The 18,469-nt window shown below is 50.7% G+C and carries 16 protein-coding genes and 2 tRNA genes; 6 read left to right on the plus strand and 12 right to left on the minus strand.

Features of this window, described 5'->3' with window-relative positions; all coding sequences use genetic code 11:
• Positions 1 to 28: 28 nt before the first annotated feature.
• From L383_RS15610 to L383_RS15580, 7 genes are all read right to left on the minus strand, one after another.
• The gene (locus L383_RS15610; protein WP_023330571.1) at positions 29 to 898 is read right to left on the minus strand and encodes an ion transporter; all 870 of its coding nucleotides are present in this window, start codon (positions 896 to 898) and stop codon (positions 29 to 31) included.
• 14 nt (positions 899 to 912) lie between these two features.
• Complete coding sequence (gene oppF, locus L383_RS15605) at positions 913 to 1,917, minus strand: murein tripeptide/oligopeptide ABC transporter ATP-binding protein OppF (RefSeq protein ID WP_014884159.1); 1,005 nt, start codon at positions 1,915 to 1,917, stop codon at positions 913 to 915.
• Positions 1,914 to 2,927, minus strand: coding sequence for an ABC transporter ATP-binding protein (locus tag L383_RS15600; protein WP_014884160.1), 1,014 nt, complete (start codon positions 2,925 to 2,927; stop codon positions 1,914 to 1,916). The genes oppF and L383_RS15600 overlap by 4 nt, the downstream gene beginning before the upstream one ends.
• An 11-nt stretch (positions 2,928 to 2,938) precedes the next feature.
• Positions 2,939 to 3,847, minus strand: a complete 909-nt coding sequence (gene oppC, locus L383_RS15595; protein WP_014884161.1) for an oligopeptide ABC transporter permease OppC — start codon at positions 3,845 to 3,847, stop codon at positions 2,939 to 2,941.
• A 12-nt stretch (positions 3,848 to 3,859) separates the two neighbouring features.
• Positions 3,860 to 4,780, minus strand: coding sequence for an oligopeptide ABC transporter permease OppB (oppB, locus tag L383_RS15590; protein WP_014884162.1), 921 nt, complete (start codon positions 4,778 to 4,780; stop codon positions 3,860 to 3,862).
• 83 nt (positions 4,781 to 4,863) lie between these two features.
• Positions 4,864 to 6,495, minus strand: coding sequence for an oligopeptide ABC transporter substrate-binding protein OppA (gene oppA, locus L383_RS15585; RefSeq protein ID WP_023330572.1), 1,632 nt, complete (start codon positions 6,493 to 6,495; stop codon positions 4,864 to 4,866).
• A 771-nt stretch (positions 6,496 to 7,266) separates the two neighbouring features.
• A complete protein-coding gene (locus tag L383_RS15580) occupies positions 7,267 to 7,914 on the minus strand; it encodes a YchE family NAAT transporter (protein ID WP_006810888.1) in 648 nt (215 codons plus the stop codon).
• A 481-nt stretch (positions 7,915 to 8,395) separates the two neighbouring features.
• Here L383_RS15580 and adhE point away from each other — a divergent pair, with 481 nt between their 5' ends.
• Positions 8,396 to 11,074, plus strand: coding sequence for a bifunctional acetaldehyde-CoA/alcohol dehydrogenase (gene adhE / locus L383_RS15575; RefSeq protein WP_023330573.1), 2,679 nt, complete (start codon positions 8,396 to 8,398; stop codon positions 11,072 to 11,074).
• 64 nt (positions 11,075 to 11,138) lie between these two features.
• Here the strand turns inward: adhE and tdk are convergent, their stop codons facing one another.
• A complete protein-coding gene (tdk, locus tag L383_RS15570) occupies positions 11,139 to 11,753 on the minus strand; it encodes a thymidine kinase (protein WP_023330574.1) in 615 nt (204 codons plus the stop codon).
• A 550-nt stretch (positions 11,754 to 12,303) separates the two neighbouring features.
• On the opposite strand from tdk, the gene hns reads away from it, so the two are divergent.
• Positions 12,304 to 12,717, plus strand: coding sequence for a histone-like nucleoid-structuring protein H-NS (gene hns / locus L383_RS15565; RefSeq protein ID WP_008502781.1), 414 nt, complete (start codon positions 12,304 to 12,306; stop codon positions 12,715 to 12,717).
• A gap of 201 nt (positions 12,718 to 12,918) precedes the next feature.
• On the opposite strand, the gene galU is transcribed toward hns, so the two are convergent.
• The 3 genes from galU to rssA all read right to left on the minus strand — a co-directional run bounded on the left by galU (position 12,919) and on the right by rssA (position 16,035).
• On the minus strand, positions 12,919 to 13,827 hold the full coding sequence (galU, locus tag L383_RS15560; protein WP_014884167.1) for a UTP--glucose-1-phosphate uridylyltransferase GalU: 909 nt from the start codon (positions 13,825 to 13,827) through the stop codon (positions 12,919 to 12,921).
• A gap of 200 nt (positions 13,828 to 14,027) precedes the next feature.
• The gene (gene rssB / locus L383_RS15555) at positions 14,028 to 15,041 is read right to left on the minus strand and encodes a two-component system response regulator RssB (RefSeq protein WP_014884168.1); all 1,014 of its coding nucleotides are present in this window, start codon (positions 15,039 to 15,041) and stop codon (positions 14,028 to 14,030) included.
• A 91-nt stretch (positions 15,042 to 15,132) separates the two neighbouring features.
• Positions 15,133 to 16,035 carry a patatin-like phospholipase RssA gene (gene rssA / locus L383_RS15550; protein ID WP_023330575.1) on the minus strand — a complete coding sequence of 301 codons (903 nt, stop codon included), beginning with the start codon at positions 16,033 to 16,035 and terminating at the stop codon, positions 15,133 to 15,135.
• A 114-nt stretch (positions 16,036 to 16,149) separates the two neighbouring features.
• Here rssA and L383_RS15545 point away from each other — a divergent pair, with 114 nt between their 5' ends.
• The 4 genes from L383_RS15545 to L383_RS15530 all read left to right on the plus strand — a co-directional run bounded on the left by L383_RS15545 (position 16,150) and on the right by L383_RS15530 (position 17,859).
• Positions 16,150 to 16,608, plus strand: a complete 459-nt coding sequence (locus L383_RS15545) for a YchJ family protein (protein ID WP_023330576.1) — start codon at positions 16,150 to 16,152, stop codon at positions 16,606 to 16,608.
• Positions 16,609 to 16,654: 46 nt separating this feature from the next.
• A complete protein-coding gene (purU, locus tag L383_RS15540; protein ID WP_014884171.1) occupies positions 16,655 to 17,497 on the plus strand; it encodes a formyltetrahydrofolate deformylase in 843 nt (280 codons plus the stop codon).
• A gap of 157 nt (positions 17,498 to 17,654) precedes the next feature.
• Positions 17,655 to 17,739, plus strand: a tRNA-Tyr gene (locus L383_RS15535).
• A gap of 35 nt (positions 17,740 to 17,774) precedes the next feature.
• Positions 17,775 to 17,859, plus strand: a tRNA-Tyr gene (locus L383_RS15530).
• A gap of 84 nt (positions 17,860 to 17,943) precedes the next feature.
• Here L383_RS15530 and L383_RS15525 read toward each other — a convergent pair.
• Positions 17,944 to 18,387: an Lrp/AsnC family transcriptional regulator gene (locus L383_RS15525; RefSeq protein ID WP_023330577.1), complete on the minus strand. Its 444-nt coding sequence runs from the start codon at positions 18,385 to 18,387 to the stop codon at positions 17,944 to 17,946.
• Positions 18,388 to 18,469 lie beyond the last annotated feature (82 nt).

Consider the following 18,469-nt stretch of genomic DNA (forward strand, 5'->3'; position numbering starts at 1 on the left):
AAAAGGCTGCGATGGCAGCCTTTTTTATTTACTTCGGTAACTCGCTCCCACAACGGTTGCAAAACCGCGCGCTCTGCTCATGCTCACCCTGATGACAGCGCGGACATTTACGCTGCGCTTTATGGCTTTGAAATGCACTGCTCATGTGCGTGGTAATTAACCCCGTCGGGATAGCAATCACCGAATACCCAATCAGAATGAGCACGGATGCCACTATGCGCCCCAGCGGCGTATGGGGTGTGATATCACCGTACCCCACGGTCGTCACGGTCACGATAGCCCAGTAGACGGATGCGTTGAGCGTTGTGAAGCCGTATTTGGGCCCTTCTATCAAATACATCAGCGCGCCGAAAACAATCATCACAATGGCAATAAACGAGTAAAACAGAATAAGCTGATGTCGTGCGCTAACGATGGCACTCCAGAATACGCGCAGCGACGGCATAAAACGCAGCAATTTAAGAATTCGCAATACGCGAATCACGCGCATGGCGCGCCAGGCGAAAACATAGTTGAGACTGATTTCTGGCCATAGCCACATGACATAGAGCGGCAGGATAGTCGCTAAATCGATAAAACCCCAGAAGCTGAATACGTACTTTGCCGGATTGGGCCAGCAAACGACCCGCAGAATATACTCAGCGGTAAAGACCAGGGTGATCGCCAGTTCAAGCCAGACAAAGGCATGCCATTCATCAAATGTCAGGTGATATTGTGTCCCGACACCGGATTCAATAAAGATGACAATGACGCTGAGTAACGCAAACAGCGCGCAGAGTCCCTCAAAACGGCGTCCCGATACCGTTTCTGGATCGAATAAAAGATGATAGAGCCGTCGACGGGCTGAAGTGAATAAACGCGACACGGTAACCTCGCAATAAATAAGGGCTGACATCATGTCAGCCCTTGCGATTATAACGGGTCTACTTTCAGGCAGGAAACCGCATGTCGGAAACTGCCTTCCAGAACCGGTCGTGTTTTCGCACATTCCGGCCCGGCCATCGGGCAGCGCGTACGGAAGACGCAACCTGACGGCGGGTTAATTGGTGAAGGCAATTCTCCTTCGAGAAGCTGGATCGTTTTATTTTTCTCCAGATCGGGATCGGGGATGGGTACTGCAGACATCAGTGCTTTGGTGTAAGGGTGCAGCGGATTGTGGTACACCTCATCATACGTGCCCAGCTCCACGGCATGACCCAGATACATCACCAGTACACGGTCAGAAATGTGTTTTACCACGGCCAGATCGTGCGCAATGAAGATCAGCGACAGCCCCATCTCGCGCTGCAGCTTCTGCAGCAGGTTAACCACCTGCGCCTGAATGGAAACGTCCAGCGCGGAAACCGGTTCATCACAGATAATCAGCTTCGGCTCAAGGATCAGCGCACGCGCAATACCAATTCGCTGACACTGACCGCCGGAGAATTCGTGCGGATAACGGTTAATGAGGTTAGGCAACAGCCCCACTTTCAGCATCATCGCCTTTACGCGGTCACGGACTTCCTGACGCGGCATCTTAGGATGATAGGTGCGCAGCGGCTCGGCAATAATCTCTCCGATGGTCATACGCGGGTTAAGTGATGCCAGCGGATCCTGGAAAATCATCTGGATGTCGCTTCGCACGTCGCGCCACTCGTCGGGCTTCATCCCCAGAAGGTCTTTACCCAGCCACGCCACTTTTCCGTCGGTAGCTTTGACCAGGCCGATTATGGCACGTGCGAAAGTGGATTTCCCACAGCCGGACTCGCCCACGACCCCCAGGGTCTCCCCCTCGTACAGACGCAGGGTGACGCCATCCACGGCTTTCAGGGTTTTCGGCGGCTGCCAGAACCACTGTTTACCATCCTTAATATCGAAATGCACCTTAAGGTCAGCGATTTCGAGCAGCACATTGCGTTTTTCATCTAATGCGTTCATACCAGCTCCTCCTGCGGCTTAAAGCAGGCGCGCAGACGGCCTGGTGCAAATGCTTCCAGCGGCGGCGCGCTGTTGCAGATTTCCATCGCATGCGGACAGCGTGGCTGGAACGGACAGCCTTTTGGCAGACGCAGCAGGTTTGGCGGGTTGCCCGGAATGGTGAGCAGGGATTCCCCTTCCGCATCAAGCCGCGGCACCGCGTTCAGCAGGCCAATGGAGTATGGATGGGCAGGCTGATAGAACACGTCACGCGCTTTGCCGTATTCCATCGTACGACCGGCATACATCACCAGTACTTTGTCACAGATACCGGCAACAACACCCAGATCGTGGGTAATCATGATAATCGCCGTGTTGAACTCACGCTTAAGCTCGTTCAGCAGGGTCATGATTTGCGCCTGAACGGTAACGTCCAGTGCGGTAGTCGGTTCATCGGCAATCAGCAGTTTTGGCCGGCACAGCAGTGCCATAGCAATCATCACGCGCTGACGCATACCGCCGGAGAATTCGTGAGGAAACATGCGCATGCGCTTACGCGCTTCCGGCATTTTTACCGCATCCAGCATTTTGACGGATTCCTCAAACGCTTCCGCTTTCCCCAGACCTTTATGCAGCATCAGGACTTCCATCAGCTGCTCACCGACGCGCATATACGGGTTCAGCGAGGTCATCGGGTCCTGGAAAATCATCGAAATCTGCTCGGCACGCAGCTTGTTCAGCTCGTGCTCCGGCAGGTTGAGGATTTCGCGACCATTGAATTTTGCGGAACCGCCAATCACACCGTTAGATGCCAGCAGGCCCATCAACGCAAAGGCGGTCTGGGATTTTCCGGAGCCGGATTCACCGACAATCCCAAGCGTTTCACCCGCGCTCAGGTTGAAGTTGAGATCGTTGACGGCGGTAACATCCCCGTCAGGGGTTTTAAAGGTCACACGGAGGTCTTTTACGTCCAGCAGAAGATTGCTCTGCTGTTGCGCCTGTGGCGCAGTGGCCGTTTCAATAATTGTCATGACGGCGCTCCTTAACGGTCTTTCGGGTCGAGGGCATCACGCAGGCCATCGCCGATAAAGTTGAAACAAAACAGTGTGACCACCAGGAAACCCGCCGGGTAGAGCAACAGCCACGGTGACACTTCCATCGAGTTTGCACCATCGCTCAACAGCGCGCCCCAGCTGCTCAGTGGTTCCTGCGTACCCAGCCCCAGGAAGCTGAGGAAGGATTCAAACAGGATCATGCTTGGCACCAGCAGTGAGGCATAGACCACAACCACCCCCAGCACGTTAGGAACAATATGGCGAACCACGATATTTCGGGTAGATACGCCACCAACCTGCGCGGCTTCGATAAATTCTTTACGTTTCAGGCTCAGCGTCTGGCCGCGTACGATACGCGCCATATCCAGCCAGGAAACCATCCCGATGGCCACGAAAATCAACAGAATGTTCTGGCCGAAGAAGGTCACCAGCAGAATGACGAAGAACATAAACGGGAAGGAGTTCAGGATTTCCAGCAAACGCATCATCACTGAGTCCACTTTGCCGCCAAGGTAGCCGGAAAGTGAGCCGTAGAGCGTACCCAGAATTACCGCCACCAGCGCGGCGGCGATACCGACCATCAACGAGATACGCCCCCCAATCGCGACGCGCACCAGCAGATCACGGCCGGATGAGTCGGTCCCGAAATAGTGACCGGATTCCATATCCGGCGCGCTGGACATCATGCCCCAGTCCGTATCGAAATAGGTAAATTGCGACAGCATCGGTGCCAGGGTCACAAACAGCGCGATGATCACCAGAACCACCAGACTGGCGACGGCGGCACGGTTGTGCATAAAGCGACGGCGTGCATCCTGCCAGAGACTACGACCTTCCACTTCCAGTTTTTCACTGAAGTTTTCCAGCGCCTCGCTGTTTTTCTTACTCAACATCATGGCGTGCTCCAGTTAGTAACGGATTTTCGGGTCGATGACGGCATACAGCACATCAACGATCGCGTTAAAGAGAATGGTGAGCGCACCAACGAGGATCGTCAGGCTCAGTACCAGCGAATAGTCGCGGTTGAGCGCGCCGTTAACGAACAGCTGACCAATGCCCGGCAGGCCGTAGATGGTTTCGATAACCATCGAGCCCGTGATGATCCCAACGAATGCAGGCCCCATATAGGAGAGCACCGGCAGCAGCGCCGGCTTGAGCGCATGGCGGAAGATAATCCGGCGCATCGGCAGCCCTTTCGCGCGCGCGGTGCGGATGAAGTTCGAATGCAGCACTTCGATCATAGAACCACGGGTGATACGCGCGATACTGGCGATATAGGCCAGAGATAATGCCACCATTGGCAAAATCATGAACTTCAGAGCCCCGCCGTTCCAGCCGCCGCCAGGCAGCCACTTCAGCGTAATGGCAAATATCATCACCAGTAATGGCGCGACAACGAAGCTGGGTATCACTACCCCGGTCATTGCCACCCCCATTACGGCATAATCCCATTTGGTATTTTGTCTGAGCGCGGCGATAACGCCTGCGGTGACCCCGAGAACGACGGCCAGAATGAATGCCGCAGCACCCAGTTTTGCCGAAACCGGGAAGCTGGAGGCCACCAGGTCGTTTACGGAATAGTCTTTATATTTAAATGACGGTCCAAAATCACCGTGCGCCAGCTGCTTCAAATAATTGAAGTATTGGGTAGTGATGGGATCGTTTAAGTGATACTTCGCCTCGATATTCGCCATAACTTCCGGCGGCAGCGTACGTTCACCGGTAAATGGACTTCCCGGTGCGAGACGCATCATAAAGAAGGAAATCGTAATTAGAATAAATAACGTTGGTATCGCTTCTAGACAGCGACGCAGGATAAATTTCAACATTGCCCGTACCTTCTGGCGTGTGCCTGATGAATGTTACAAAGTAGACACAGTGGGGCAAGCCAGGCTCACCCCACGTATTGCCATTAATGCTTGATAATATAAAGATTCTTAACGGAAATATTATCCAACGGGTCTTTACCGGTATAACCCCCTACCCACGGTTTCACCAGACGGGCGTTAACGTAGTAGTAAACCGGTACGATTGCAGAGTCTTTATCGAGCTGCTCTTCAGATTTCGCGTACAATTCTGCGCGTTGCGCATCGTCAGACACTTTCAGCGTATCAGCGATGATCTTGTCGAACGCCGGGCTCTTATAGTGCGCAGTGTTGTTTGAACTGTCGCTGAGCATCGTGTTCAGGAAGGAGGTCGGTTCGTTATAGTCCGCACACCAGCCTGCACGCGCCACGTCGAAGGTTCCCTGATGACGCGTATCGAGGAAGGTTTTCCACTCCTGGTTTTCCAGCTTAACGTTGACGCCCAGGTTTTTCTTCCAGATAGACGCGACGGCGATAGCCAGTTTTTTATGCAGATCTGACGTGTTGTACAGCAGGTTAAACGTTAATGGCTTATCGGCAGTGTAGCCCGCTTCAGCCAGCAGCTTTTTCGCTTCTTCGTTACGTTTTTCCTGTGACCACTTGAACCATTCAGGCTCAACCAGTTTCATTCCATCGGTATAAGGAGGGGTGTAGCTATACGCCGGGAGATCGCCCTGGTTTTTCACTTTGTTCACGATAATATCGCGATCCAGTGCCAGCTTCAGCGCAGTACGAACGCGTACGTCGGTGAACGGTGCTTTCTGGTTGTTGATTTCGTAGTAATAGGTGCACAGGTATGGGTCGACGTGAACTTCTTTCGGGATCTCTTTTTTCAGCTTCTGGAACAGTTCAATCGGCATGTTGTTATAGGTCATGTCGATTTCACCGCTACGGTAGCGGTTAACATCCGTTACTTCAGAAGAGATTGGCAGGTAGGTGACCTGATTAATCACGGTCTTCGCGTTATCCCAGTATTGCGGGTTACGCTCCAGGACCATACGTTCGTTGACCACCCAGTCTTTCAGCTTATAGGCACCGTTGGTCACGATATTGGCAGGTTGCGTCCATTTTTCACCAAATTTTTCCACAGCGGATTTTGGTACCGGGGAAACGGATGGGTGAACCAGCAACTTATAGAAGTACGGAACAGGTTCGCTCAACGTCACTTCAAAGGTATTGGCATCGATCGCTTTCACGCCCAGGTCGGTGACCGGCTTTTTACCGGCGATGATGTCATCGATATTGGCGATGTGGCCATATTGCAGATAGCTCGCATACGGAGAGGCGGTATTTGGATTCGCCAGGCGCTGCCAGCTATACACGAAATCTTCGGCGGTAACCGGCGTACCGTCGGACCATTTGGCATCTTTACGCAGATGGAAGGTCCAGACTTTAAAATCTTTATTTTCCCACTTTTCTGCCACACCCGGTGCCGGGTGGCCGTCAACGTCAGTCACCAGTAGACCTTCGAACAGGTCACGGTTAACGTTTGACTCAGGAACACCTTCAATTTTGTGCGGGTCAAGAGACTGAACTTCCGCACCGTTGTTACGCACCAGCGTCTGTTTTTCCGCCAGTTGTACTCCTGCAGGAACGTCCGCAGCCATTGCAGCATTGCCCGCGATTAGCGCAGTTAAAATCCCCGCCGCTACCAGATTTTTTTTTGTGATGATGGACATTGTGTTGGTACTCCACTCATTATAATTACTGGCTTTCGCCAGCTGTCTATTCCCCTGTTGGGGCCTGTACAGCGCAGGAGTTTTTTTTGCTGCTGTCAGGTTCTTCTTTTACTACTTGCTATCACCGACTTTTTTATTACTGACTGCTCGTATGGCCGTCTTGCGTCGATTCTTCACAGGCCTCCCCTGTTTGAGACCTGAGCTGGATATCTGAGAAGAGAGCTATATGAAAATAATTCTCATCTGATTGTTTTATGCTGCAAAATAATAGGCCGGAAAGTATCAAATGGCGTAAACGCGCGCCAATACATTTTGCAAATTTGTTAAGCAATTCTCTTTTACGAAGTACGTCGTATCGTTGGGGGCAGTCCTGCCAGACATCGAAATCCGGTAAAAACACCGGTTATTCAATAAGGTAGAGAAAACTTCCTCTACTCGCGCGTCGCTGCGCTACTTTTGAGTGATTTTGTACAAAAATTTAACAACTGATCATTATTTAGCACATTCCTCTAAGGGAAAGTTGAAATTACTAATAACATTTCGGTTATCTCTCAGCAAGCCCCAGAGTATCGTGTGAGTAAAATAACAGAGCGTTCGAAGATTTTCTGTGCAGGCGGGATTGTGCGAAATTCATAACTCTTTGAAATAAAAGAAATGAACATTATTAGTAGAATTTATTATGATATGTGAGCATTTCAACTTTAGTTATATGATTTGCTGATATTCACGTAAAAAAAACGGAGCCGTAGCTCCGTTCTTTCATTCGAAATATTAGTGTAACAAGCCGGGGAAAATGCTTTTAATACCGGTGACAATGAATTCGATCCCTAACGCCATCAACAACAACCCCATGATACGGGTGATGACGTTAATCCCCGTCTGTCCCAACAGGCGTACCAGCCATGGCGCCATGCGGAATACACCCCAACAGCAGAGCGCGAAAAGCGCAATGGCGACAGAAAAGCCAATCAGGTGCATGAGGCTATGGTAACGCGTGCCCCAGACAATGGTTGAACTGATGGCACCGGGACCGGCCATGAGCGGTAAAGCCAGTGGCACCACGCCGATACTTTCGCGTATCGCGGTTTCTGACTTCTCCTGCTTGTTCTGTTTATCCTCGCCCAGCTTACCGCTGATCATCGACATGGCGATGGTCACCACCAGGATCCCACCCGCAATGCGGAAGGAGTCGATGGAGATACCGAAGACCTGGAGAATGGCATCCCCCAGGAAAAGCGAGGTGAGCAAGATGATCGCCACAGACAGGTTAGCGGTGAGATTGGTTTTGTTCCGGGCCGCCGCCGTCTGGTAACTGGTCATACTAATAAAGACAGGAATGATACCCACCGGGTTAACCAGGGCAAACAAACCGATAAAAAATTTGAAATACGTTGGAAAATCAAAGAGCGTTTGGATCACGTTTTGCTCCGCCTTTGCACATGCCCGGGACTGACAACGTTGTCATGAAAAATCGCGCTGAAGATACGCTTTTTATTAGCATACTTCACCAGAAATCTGTGCCAAAACGTTAGCATTTCAGAATGTTAAACATATGTTGAATCATTGATGCCACCACTTCCAATAGTTACTTAATTAATTAACAGTGGAAAAATATCCATGAAATAACCCTGCTGAAAGGTATCAGCTTGGGGAGAAATTGACGCAGATCATGATTTCCGTACTCAGAAGTGAGTAATCTTGATTACGCCCCCCAGGAAGGTCACCTGTCAAAAAGGGATGATGCTAAGGTAAGGCTCTTTTAGTAAATTAGTGTGCTGGAGCATAAAGTAACCCATTGTTTTACTTTATGTAACGCAAGTCGTATTGGCACTGTCTATACTGTCTGACGTATCGAGCGCTGGTTTACTAAAAGAGTTTAAAACATTATCAGGAGAGCATTATGGCTGTTACTAATATCGCTGAACTGAACGCCCTCGTCGAGCGCGTTAAAAAAGCCCAGCGTGAATATGCCAATTTCACCCAAGAACAGGTTGATAAAATCTTCCGCGCTGCCGCTCTGGCTGCTGCAGATGCTCGAATCCCTCTCGCTAAAATGGCCGTTGCCGAATCTGGCATGGGTATCGTTGAAGATAAAGTGATCAAAAACCACTTTGCTTCAGAGTATATCTACAACGCCTATAAAGATGAGAAAACCTGTGGCGTGCTGTCTGAAGACGACACCTTCGGCACGATCACCATCGCTGAACCTATCGGTATTATCTGCGGTATTGTTCCAACGACTAACCCAACTTCAACGGCTATCTTCAAATCTCTGATCAGCCTGAAGACGCGTAACGCAATTATCTTCTCTCCACATCCACGTGCAAAAGATGCGACCAACAAGGCAGCAGATATCGTTCTGCAGGCTGCGATTGCCGCAGGCGCACCAAAAGATCTGATTGGCTGGATCGACCAACCTTCCGTTGAGCTGTCCAACGCACTGATGCACCATCCTGACATTAACCTGATCCTGGCGACCGGTGGTCCTGGCATGGTTAAAGCTGCATACAGCTCCGGTAAACCTGCCATCGGTGTTGGCGCGGGTAACACCCCTGTTGTTATCGACGAAACTGCTGATATCAAACGTGCCGTTGCTTCTGTACTGATGTCTAAAACCTTCGATAACGGCGTTATCTGTGCATCTGAACAGTCTGTTGTTGTGGTTGATTCCGTATACGACGCTGTACGCGAGCGTTTCGCCAGCCACGGCGGCTACCTGCTGCAGGGTAAAGAGCTGAAAGCGGTTCAGGACATCATTCTGAAAAATGGCGCACTGAACGCCGCTATCGTAGGTCAACCCGCCTATAAAATTGCTGAACTCGCAGGCTTTACCGTTCCGGCAACCACCAAGATCCTGATCGGTGAAGTAAAAGTTGTCGACGAAAGCGAGCCGTTTGCTCACGAAAAACTGTCTCCTACGCTTGCCATGTACCGTGCGAAAGATTTCGAAGACGCGGTAGAGAAAGCCGAGAAACTGGTTGCCATGGGCGGTATCGGTCACACCTCTTGCCTGTACACCGACCAGGACAACCAGCCTGAGCGTGTTGCTCACTTCGGTCAGATGATGAAAACTGCCCGTATCCTGATTAACACCCCTGCTTCTCAGGGTGGTATCGGTGACCTGTACAACTTCAAACTCGCACCTTCCCTGACTCTGGGTTGTGGTTCCTGGGGTGGTAACTCCATCTCTGAAAACGTTGGTCCGAAACATCTGATCAACAAGAAAACCGTTGCTAAGCGAGCTGAAAACATGTTGTGGCACAAACTTCCGAAATCTATCTACTTCCGCCGTGGCTCTCTGCCAATCGCGCTGGATGAAGTGATTACTGATGGCCACAAGCGTGCGCTCATCGTGACTGACCGTTTCCTGTTCAACAACGGCTACGCTGACCAGATCACCTCTGTTCTGAAAGCGTCTGGCGTTGAAACTGAAGTGTTCTTTGAAGTTGAAGCTGACCCAACACTGAGCGTGGTGCGTAAAGGTGCTGAACTGGCGAACTCCTTCAAACCAGATGTGATTATCGCTCTGGGTGGTGGTTCCCCAATGGATGCCGCGAAAATTATGTGGGTTATGTACGAACATCCAGAAACCCACTTCGAAGAACTGGCGCTGCGCTTTATGGACATCCGTAAACGTATCTACAAGTTCCCGAAAATGGGCGTGAAAGCGAAAATGATCGCCGTCACCACCACTTCCGGTACGGGTTCAGAAGTTACGCCATTTGCAGTAGTAACTGACGATGCAACCGGTCAGAAATACCCACTGGCTGACTACGCCCTGACCCCAGATATGGCTATCGTTGATGCCAACCTGGTTATGGAAATGCCGAAATCACTGTGTGCCTTCGGTGGTCTGGATGCCGTGACTCACGCTCTGGAAGCTTACGTTTCTGTTCTGGCATCTGAGTTCTCTGACGGTCAGGCTCTGCAGGCACTGAAACTGCTGAAAGAAAACCTGCCAGCGTCTTACAACGAAGGTTCTAAGAACCCTGTAGCGCGCGAACGTGTCCACAGTGCAGCCACTATCGCCGGTATCGCGTTTGCGAACGCCTTCCTGGGTGTTTGCCACTCTATGGCGCACAAACTGGGTTCACAGTTCCACATTCCTCACGGTCTGGCGAACGCCCTGTTGATCAGCAACGTTATCCGTTATAACGCCAACGACAACCCAACCAAGCAGACGGCTTTCAGCCAGTACGACCGTCCGCAAGCGCGCCGTCGTTATGCTGAAATCGCTGACCACCTTGGTCTGAGCGCACCGGGCGACCGCACTGCTGCGAAGATTGAGAAACTGCTGGCATGGCTGGAAAGCCTGAAAGCTGAACTGGGTATTCCTAAATCTATCCGTGAAGCAGGCGTTCAGGAAGCTGACTTCCTCGCTCACGTAGACAAGCTGTCTGAAGATGCATTCGATGACCAGTGTACTGGTGCTAACCCGCGCTACCCACTGATTTCCGAGCTGAAACAGATTCTGCTGGATACCTACTACGGTCGTGAGTTCAAAGAAGGTGACGTTGCTGCTGTGAAAACAGAAGCACCTGTCATTAAAGCTGACAAAAAAGCGAAGAAAAGCGCTTAACTGACAGCCTGATGCAAAAAACCCGCCTTCCAGGCGGGTTTTTTATGTCTGAATAACAAAGAGGTTATTTTCTGTTGTCGTGCTGAATCGCCGTCAGAGAGCCGACTGACAGCGCTTCTTTATAATGCTTACGACAGACCGAGACATAGCGTTCATTGCCGCCTATTACCACCTGCTCCCCATCTGCATAAGGTTTTCCGGCCTGATCGAGTCGAAGCACCATGCTGGCTTTACGTCCGCAGAAGCAGATAGTTTTCAGTTCAACGAGCTTATCTGACCAGGCGAGCAGATACTGGCTCCCGGCAAACAGCTCCCCGCGAAAGTCCGTACGCAGCCCGTAGCACAGGACGGGAATATCCAGCTCATCCACCACTTCGGAGAGCGCATGAACCTGTTCACGCGTCAGGAACTGGCTCTCATCAACCAGAACGCAATGAATAGGCTCTGACGCATGCGCAGCGCGGATGTCATTCAGCAGGTCAGTTTGCGGGTTAAACAATCTGGCTGGCGAAGACAGGCCTATTCTTGAACTCACCTTCCCCGCACCGAAGCGGTCGTCGATTTCAGCGGTATAAACAACGGTACGCATCCCTCGTTCCTGGTAATTGTATGAGGATTGCAGCAGTGCGGTAGATTTGCCGGCATTCATTGCCGAATAGTAGAAATAAAGCTGTGCCATTGGCCGTAAAACCCTAATCAATGTGTAATATTACCGATGATTCATTGTACCATATTTTGTCTGGTCTTCCGCGACAGGCCGCACAGAAGATGCCTTGCTGAAAGGTGTAAAACAGCTACTTCTGACGAAAATAATCCGTTAAAACAGAGAGTAAAGATAAGCTCATTTGTGAATATGTTATAGGGTGAGCCAAACATAACACTTCTTTTTATAGTGGCATCAGCGTTCATTAAAATTCACTATTTATTAACTATTCCTGCCTTAACACCCCAGCCTGGAACTAATACAAAAGGCTGATATTTATCCGCCGAAACTATAATTCCTGCGGTAAATGTCACAAAAAAAAGATGCAATCGGCGGGGTTAAGCAGGTTAACGTGATAACAAGCGACACACAGTCGAAGAGGAAATTTAAGTTAGCGTAATTAATAATAGCGGCTTTATTTAGTATTTTTTGAATTCCTTACATTCCTGGCTATTGCACAACTGAATTTATGGCTCTATTATTAGGACAACAAACCACCCCCCATTATAAGTTTGAGATTACTACAATGAGCGAAGCACTTAAAATTCTGAACAACATCCGTACTCTTCGTGCGCAGGCAAGAGAATGTACCCTTGAAACGCTCGAAGAAATGCTGGAAAAATTAGAAGTTGTAGTTAATGAACGTCGCGAAGAAGAAAGCGCTGCTGCTGCTGAAATCGAAGAGCGTACTCGTAAACTGCAGCAATATCGTGAAATGCTGATTGCTGATGGTATCGATCCAAATGAATTGCTGAACAGCATGGCTGCAGCTAAAACCGGTACCAAAGCAAAACGCGCTGCCCGTCCTGCTAAATATAGCTACGTTGATGAGAACGGCGAAACTAAAACCTGGACTGGCCAGGGCCGCACTCCTGCTGTAATCAAGAAAGCTATGGATGAGCAAGGTAAACAGCTGGATGACTTCCTGATCAAGGATTAATCACGCCGAATTCAGAAAAATCCCGCTTCTGGCGGGATTTTTTTTGGCCGCAATTTATTGCAAACATCCTCTTACACAACGTCATAAAGCGTTATTCATCGATATAGCTATGCTTACAATCAGGCACCCCGGGGCGTTTTATGGGCATAAAAAAACCGGTGGGCAACGCCACACCGGTTTCAGACATTTACACCGGGGGGGTTATTTCTTAATACCCATACTCTCATTGAGCCAGGCTTTAAATTCTTCACCCAGTGAATTGTGGCGAATGCCATATTCAACGAAAGCCTGCATATAACCGAGCTTATTACCGCAGTCATGGCTCTTACCTTTCATATGGTAAGCCTCAACGGTCTCTTTCTCGATCAGCATATCGATAGCATCGGTCAGCTGGATTTCATCCCCTGCGCCTGGAGGCGTTTTCGCCAGCAGAGGCCAGATTTCAGCACTCAGGACATAGCGACCCACAACCGCCAGATTAGAAGGCGCTACGTCGGCTTTAGGCTTCTCTACAACGCCAACCATGGGTACGCTTTCGCCTGGTTCAAGGTTAACGCCTTTGCAGTCAACCACGCCGTAAGCCGTCACGTCATCAACAGGCTCAACCATGATCTGGCTGCTACCCGTTTCATCGAAACGCTTGATCATCTCTGCCAGGTTGTCCTGGGAAAGATCGGATTCGTATTCATCCAGAATAACGTCAGGCAGAATAACCGCTACCGGCTCATCACCGACAACCGGGTGTGCACACATCACCGCGTGACCCAGGCCTTTAGCCAGCCCCTGACGCACCTGCATAATGGTGACGTGCGGAGGGCAAATAGACTGAACTTCTTCTAACAGCTGACGCTTAACACGTTTTTCCAGCATGGCTTCGAGTTCAAAACTTGTATCGAAGTGGTTTTCGATAGAGTTTTTTGATGAATGCGTAACCAGCACAATTTCAGTGATGCCGGCTGCAATACACTCATTGACGACATACTGAATTAATGGCTTATCAACCAGAGGCAACATCTCTTTAGGAATCGCCTTAGTTGCTGGTAACATCCTGGTCCCCAATCCCGCTACCGGGATGACGGCCTTTCTGACTTTCGAATTTAGGGCAGCCATTCAAATTCTCCTGATTTGTTCAAGTTTTGAACTTTTATGCAATAAATAACGCGTTGAGTATATCAGCCTCGCCCTACAGTCCGGGTCTGAAAAGAACGCGTTGCCGATCAATTAGGACAAATACGCATGATTCTGGGCTGCGATAGTAGCACTCCCGAGAAAACAGAGGTAAAGCAATCTTAAAATTACGCTCCAGTTGCTTATTCCGTGGACAACATTAAGCGTAGCCTTCCCCCAGCCCCCCAAATTTGGCACTGCCATGAGGAACAACGGTGGCTAATTTGATTAAGGTACGCCGTACCCAGTGTTCCAAGCGGTACACCGTTACTCACCTGAATATGGTGTTCGCCCGTATTCAGTGACGCATTCAGACCTGCTGAAACGAGGATAAGATTTTTTAAACCGCTATGGTAATAACCCACCAGCAGCGGGAACTGTCCCGGTAAATTGGCCTGACGAAAAAGCTGGTTTACTTGTTTGAGTAAACTGCCTAACTCAGGAAGCCGTTGTCCCTGATGCGATAACTGTTCCTGCAATAAACCGTTAAATAGCGCACGAAGTAACAACGCGGCTAATACGCCATTATCCCCTGCACGGGTTACGTCCAGAGAATAAAACGCGAGATCAGAGTCAGACAGTGGCGCAATATCCAGCACCAGCCCAGGCTGGTCAGCCGCCACCAGCTGGCGATAATTTACTCGGCAGTGTGAAATAGTCTGCTGAACGGGTGGCTGAAGTTCTTGCAACAGTTTGGCTGCCGCAGGCGGATCACTTACCAGCGCGTCCCAGTCCTGGAAAAGACGTTCCTCTTCCTCAACGCGGGAATTAAACATATTCGGATAGAGGCACGCTAATACCGTTTCACGTAACCGGTTCAGATCTTTAACGGGTTTAAGCAGGATATCCTGGACGCCAAGGCGCAATGCTTTGGCGATATCCGCCATATTTTCTGTCGCAGAGATCACCAGAATGGGCATCTGGTCACCCTCGTTACGCAGATGTTCAACCAGTTTCAGTCCGTTCATGCGCGGCATCGCGATATCGCAAATCATCAGATCGGGCGCAATGCTGGTCATTTTTTCCAGCGCGTCGATGCCATCTTCAGCCAGTAACGTGTTTGCGCCCAGTGAGGATAACCATGAATCCAGTAGCGATCGGAAAACGGGCTCGTCTTCAACAATCAAAATGTGTTTTCCGGCCAATGGCTGCGTCATGGTTCCTCCCCTGGCTGATAGTTACTAAATAGTGGCATGCTATCGGTACTATCGCCTGTCAGATTTTGCTGAAGTAGTCAAAAAAAGGTGCTTAACGTGCTGTTCGCACAAATGGCAGCAACTCGTCTATTTTCTTTTCGACGGCTAATGAGCCCGCTGCGATGGCGGCCTCAGCCCGATGGAAATCAAGGGTAGAGATTTGTGGACAGTATGGCTGAATAAGAATATCCGGAGGATCGCCAGCCATACGGTTACGTTTAAGGCGATTCTCAAGAACCTGAATAGAGGTGGTCATGATTTCCATCGCCGTCGGTGCGGCGACCGAGCGTCGTGCGGCCAGACGCCCAATCCTTCCACGCAAACGCGCGTGCCAGGCAAGCTTCTCGCCTTCGGCATCTTCGCTCTGGAGATTGACCGGCATAAGGTCTTGCTGCATCAGGTGAGCATCGTGCTGCAAATCCACGGCAATAACGATATCGGCCCCCATGGCACGCGTCAGAGAGATGGGAACAGGATTAACGACGCCACCATCGACAAGCCAATAACCGTTATGGGGGACAGGTGCCATAAGCCCGGGAATGCTGCATGAGGCACGCACCGCAAGGTGAATATCTCCTTCGGTCAGCCAGAGTTCGCGTCCGGTGCTGAGATTCGTCGCGACGGCACCGAAAGGCATCTGACAATCCGTGAAGTCCTGAAGAGGCATAACCTGGCGGAACTGGTTAAAGACGCGTTCGCCGCGCAACAGTCCACCGCGCTGCCAGGAGAGATCCATCAGGCGAAGCACGTCCCAGTAGCTGAAGGAACGTACCCAGGTTTCGAGTTCCGGGAGTTTGCCGCACGCATACGCGGAGCCGACAAGCGATCCTATGGAACATCCCGCAACGATATCGACGTCAACGCCCATCTTGTTTAAGGCATTAATCACGCCGATGTGGGACCATCCCCGGGCTGCACCTGAGCCCAGCGCCAGTCCAATTTTAACCTTTCTCATTAGCCCTGTTTTACTTCCCCTGGATTCCTGACATAGCGTCAACGCAACAGCTCAGTTAACATAGTGCTACCCGAGGCGTTTAACGCCCTTATTTTTTATTCCAGGAAGAGAATCGTGTCTCAACTCTGCCCCTGTGGTAGCGCTCTGGAGTATAGCCTATGTTGCCAGCGATATCTTTCTGGCAATCAGGTTGCACCGGATCCGTCACACCTCATGCGTTCACGGTATACTGCTTTTGTGATCAAAGACGCAGACTACCTGATAAAAACCTGGCACCCATCCTGCCACGCCGCCGACTTCAGACAAGAGATCGAAGCCGGGTTTACGCATACCCAATGGCTAGGACTTACCGTCTTTGAATCGTCACCCGGCAGTCACGACGACGAAGGCTTTGTCAGCTTTGTCGCCCGCTTTACCGAGAACAATAAACCTGGCGCCATTATCGAGCGTTCCCGGTTCTTAAAGGAAAGCGGGCAATGGTATTATATTGACGGTACGCGCCCACAGTTTGGTCGTAACGATCCCTGCCCTTGTGGTTCAGGTAAAAAATTTAAAAAGTGTTGCGGGCAGTAACGCCTGACAACCCAGACTTCGCAAATACAAACAGGATTTCCCGGCGATGCAATCATTACAACGTAAAGTTCTGCGCACTATCTGTCCCGATCAAAAAGGGCTGATCGCTCGAATTACCAACATTTGCTACAAACATGAACTGAATATCGTGCAGAACAACGAGTTCGTTGACCACCGTACCGGTCGTTTCTTCATGCGAACCGAACTGGAAGGTATTTTCAACGACACCACCCTGCTTGCCGATCTGGACAGCGCGCTGCCGGAAGGTTCGGTGCGTGAGCTGAATCCAGCGGGCCGTCGCCGCGTTGTGATTCTGGTGACGAAAGAAGCTCACTGCCTGGGCGATCTGCTAATGAAAGCCAATTACGGCGGTCTGGATGTTGAAATCGCCGCGGTTATCGGCAACCACGAGACCCTGCGTACGCTGGTTGAACGGTTTGATATTCCGTTTGAACTGGTGAGCCATGAAGGCCATACCCGTGAAGAGCATGACAACCTGATGGCTGAAGCCATTGAAGCGCATAATCCGGACTACGTGGTGCTGGCGAAATATATGCGCGTGCTGACGCCCTCTTTCGTGGCGCGTTTCCCGAACAAGATCATCAACATTCACCACTCATTCCTGCCAGCCTTCATTGGTGCCCGCCCTTACCATCAGGCGTACGAGCGCGGCGTGAAGATCATCGGCGCGACCGCGCACTACGTGAATGACAATCTGGACGAAGGTCCAATCATCATGCAGGACGTCATTCACGTGGATCACACCTACACGGCTGAAGACATGATGCGCGCTGGCCGTGACGTTGAGAAAAATGTGTTAAGCCGTGCGCTGTATCAGGTACTGGCACAGCGTGTCTTTGTCTACGGTAACAGAACGATTATTCTTTAATCGACAATGAAATGAACTGGTTAGCTTTACAGCTTTGCGCGTAAAAATCAGGCAACCAGTTTATTTTTATTGTGGTAACGCTTTACAGGGGCGTGTCATTTGATATGATGCGCCCCGCTTCCAGCAGGAAGCGGGCCAGTAAATAGCATTACCCCGTGGTGGGGTTCCCGAGCGGCCAAAGGGAGCAGACTGTAAATCTGCCGTCATCGACTTCGAAGGTTCGAATCCTTCCCCCACCACCATCTCTCAGCATTACCTCAAAATGTGAATTACCCCTGGTGGGGTTCCCGAGCGGCCAAAGGGAGCAGACTGTAAATCTGCCGTCATCGACTTCGAAGGTTCGAATCCTTCCCCCACCACCATCATTTAAAAAAATCATCACAGAACCGAACTTAGCCCACTTTTGTAGGCCGTGTAAGGCGCAGCCGCCACCCGGCGACAGGCAGCTACATCGGCGGCAATCGTCGCTTCACCGGCGAACTCTTCACAATCGACGTATTACACTGCGCATGTTCCGCCAGCCCGTCCAGCAACACATCCAGTTGCTCAATCGAGCGCACCACCAGCCTGATCACGAAGCAATCTTCCCCGGTCACTTTGTCGCTCTCAATACACTCCGGCATCGCCTGAATGTACTTATCCACTTTATGCAGCAACCCAGGCAGCGGCCGCACGCGCACCAGCGCCTGCAGCGTATATCCCAACGCCGCCAGATTCACCCGCGCACGATATCCCTGAATCACACCGCGTTCTTCCAGCCTTTTCAGCCGTTCTGCCGTGCTGGGTGAGGTCAAACCGATACGGCCACTGAGCACCTTCAACGACATGCGCGCATCTTCAACCAGGCAGGTTAATATGTGTCTGTCGATCTCATCGAGAAGGCTTTCCATCAATTTTGCCTCATTTTAAAAAGTCATTACTCTCTTTCACCTTATATCACCCCTGTAAAACCCGACAGCGATTTTCGACAAT

It is taken from the genome of Enterobacter sp. MGH 37 (assembly GCF_000534515.1).
In the GTDB taxonomy this organism is placed as follows: domain Bacteria; phylum Pseudomonadota; class Gammaproteobacteria; order Enterobacterales; family Enterobacteriaceae; genus Enterobacter; species Enterobacter kobei.

Coding starts and splice junctions, on each gene's coding strand:
- oppB (WP_014884162.1), bottom strand. CDS start 4,780: ATGTTGAAATTTATCCTGCGTCGCTGTCTAGAAGCGATACCAACGTTA.
- hns (WP_008502781.1), top strand. CDS start 12,304: ATGAGCGAAGCACTTAAAATTCTGAACAACATCCGTACTCTTCGTGCG.
- L383_RS15610 (WP_023330571.1), bottom strand. CDS start 898: ATGATGTCAGCCCTTATTTATTGCGAGGTTACCGTGTCGCGTTTATTC.
- galU (WP_014884167.1), bottom strand. CDS start 13,827: ATGGCTGCCCTAAATTCGAAAGTCAGAAAGGCCGTCATCCCGGTAGCG.
- tdk (WP_023330574.1), bottom strand. CDS start 11,753: ATGGCACAGCTTTATTTCTACTATTCGGCAATGAATGCCGGCAAATCT.
- L383_RS15525 (WP_023330577.1), bottom strand. CDS start 18,387: ATGGAAAGCCTTCTCGATGAGATCGACAGACACATATTAACCTGCCTG.
- purU (WP_014884171.1), top strand. CDS start 16,655: ATGCAATCATTACAACGTAAAGTTCTGCGCACTATCTGTCCCGATCAA.
- rssB (WP_014884168.1), bottom strand. CDS start 15,041: ATGACGCAGCCATTGGCCGGAAAACACATTTTGATTGTTGAAGACGAG.
- oppA (WP_023330572.1), bottom strand. CDS start 6,495: ATGTCCATCATCACAAAAAAAAATCTGGTAGCGGCGGGGATTTTAACT.
- rssA (WP_023330575.1), bottom strand. CDS start 16,035: ATGAGAAAGGTTAAAATTGGACTGGCGCTGGGCTCAGGTGCAGCCCGG.
- oppC (WP_014884161.1), bottom strand. CDS start 3,847: ATGATGTTGAGTAAGAAAAACAGCGAGGCGCTGGAAAACTTCAGTGAA.
- L383_RS15600 (WP_014884160.1), bottom strand. CDS start 2,927: ATGACAATTATTGAAACGGCCACTGCGCCACAGGCGCAACAGCAGAGC.
- adhE (WP_023330573.1), top strand. CDS start 8,396: ATGGCTGTTACTAATATCGCTGAACTGAACGCCCTCGTCGAGCGCGTT.
- oppF (WP_014884159.1), bottom strand. CDS start 1,917: ATGAACGCATTAGATGAAAAACGCAATGTGCTGCTCGAAATCGCTGAC.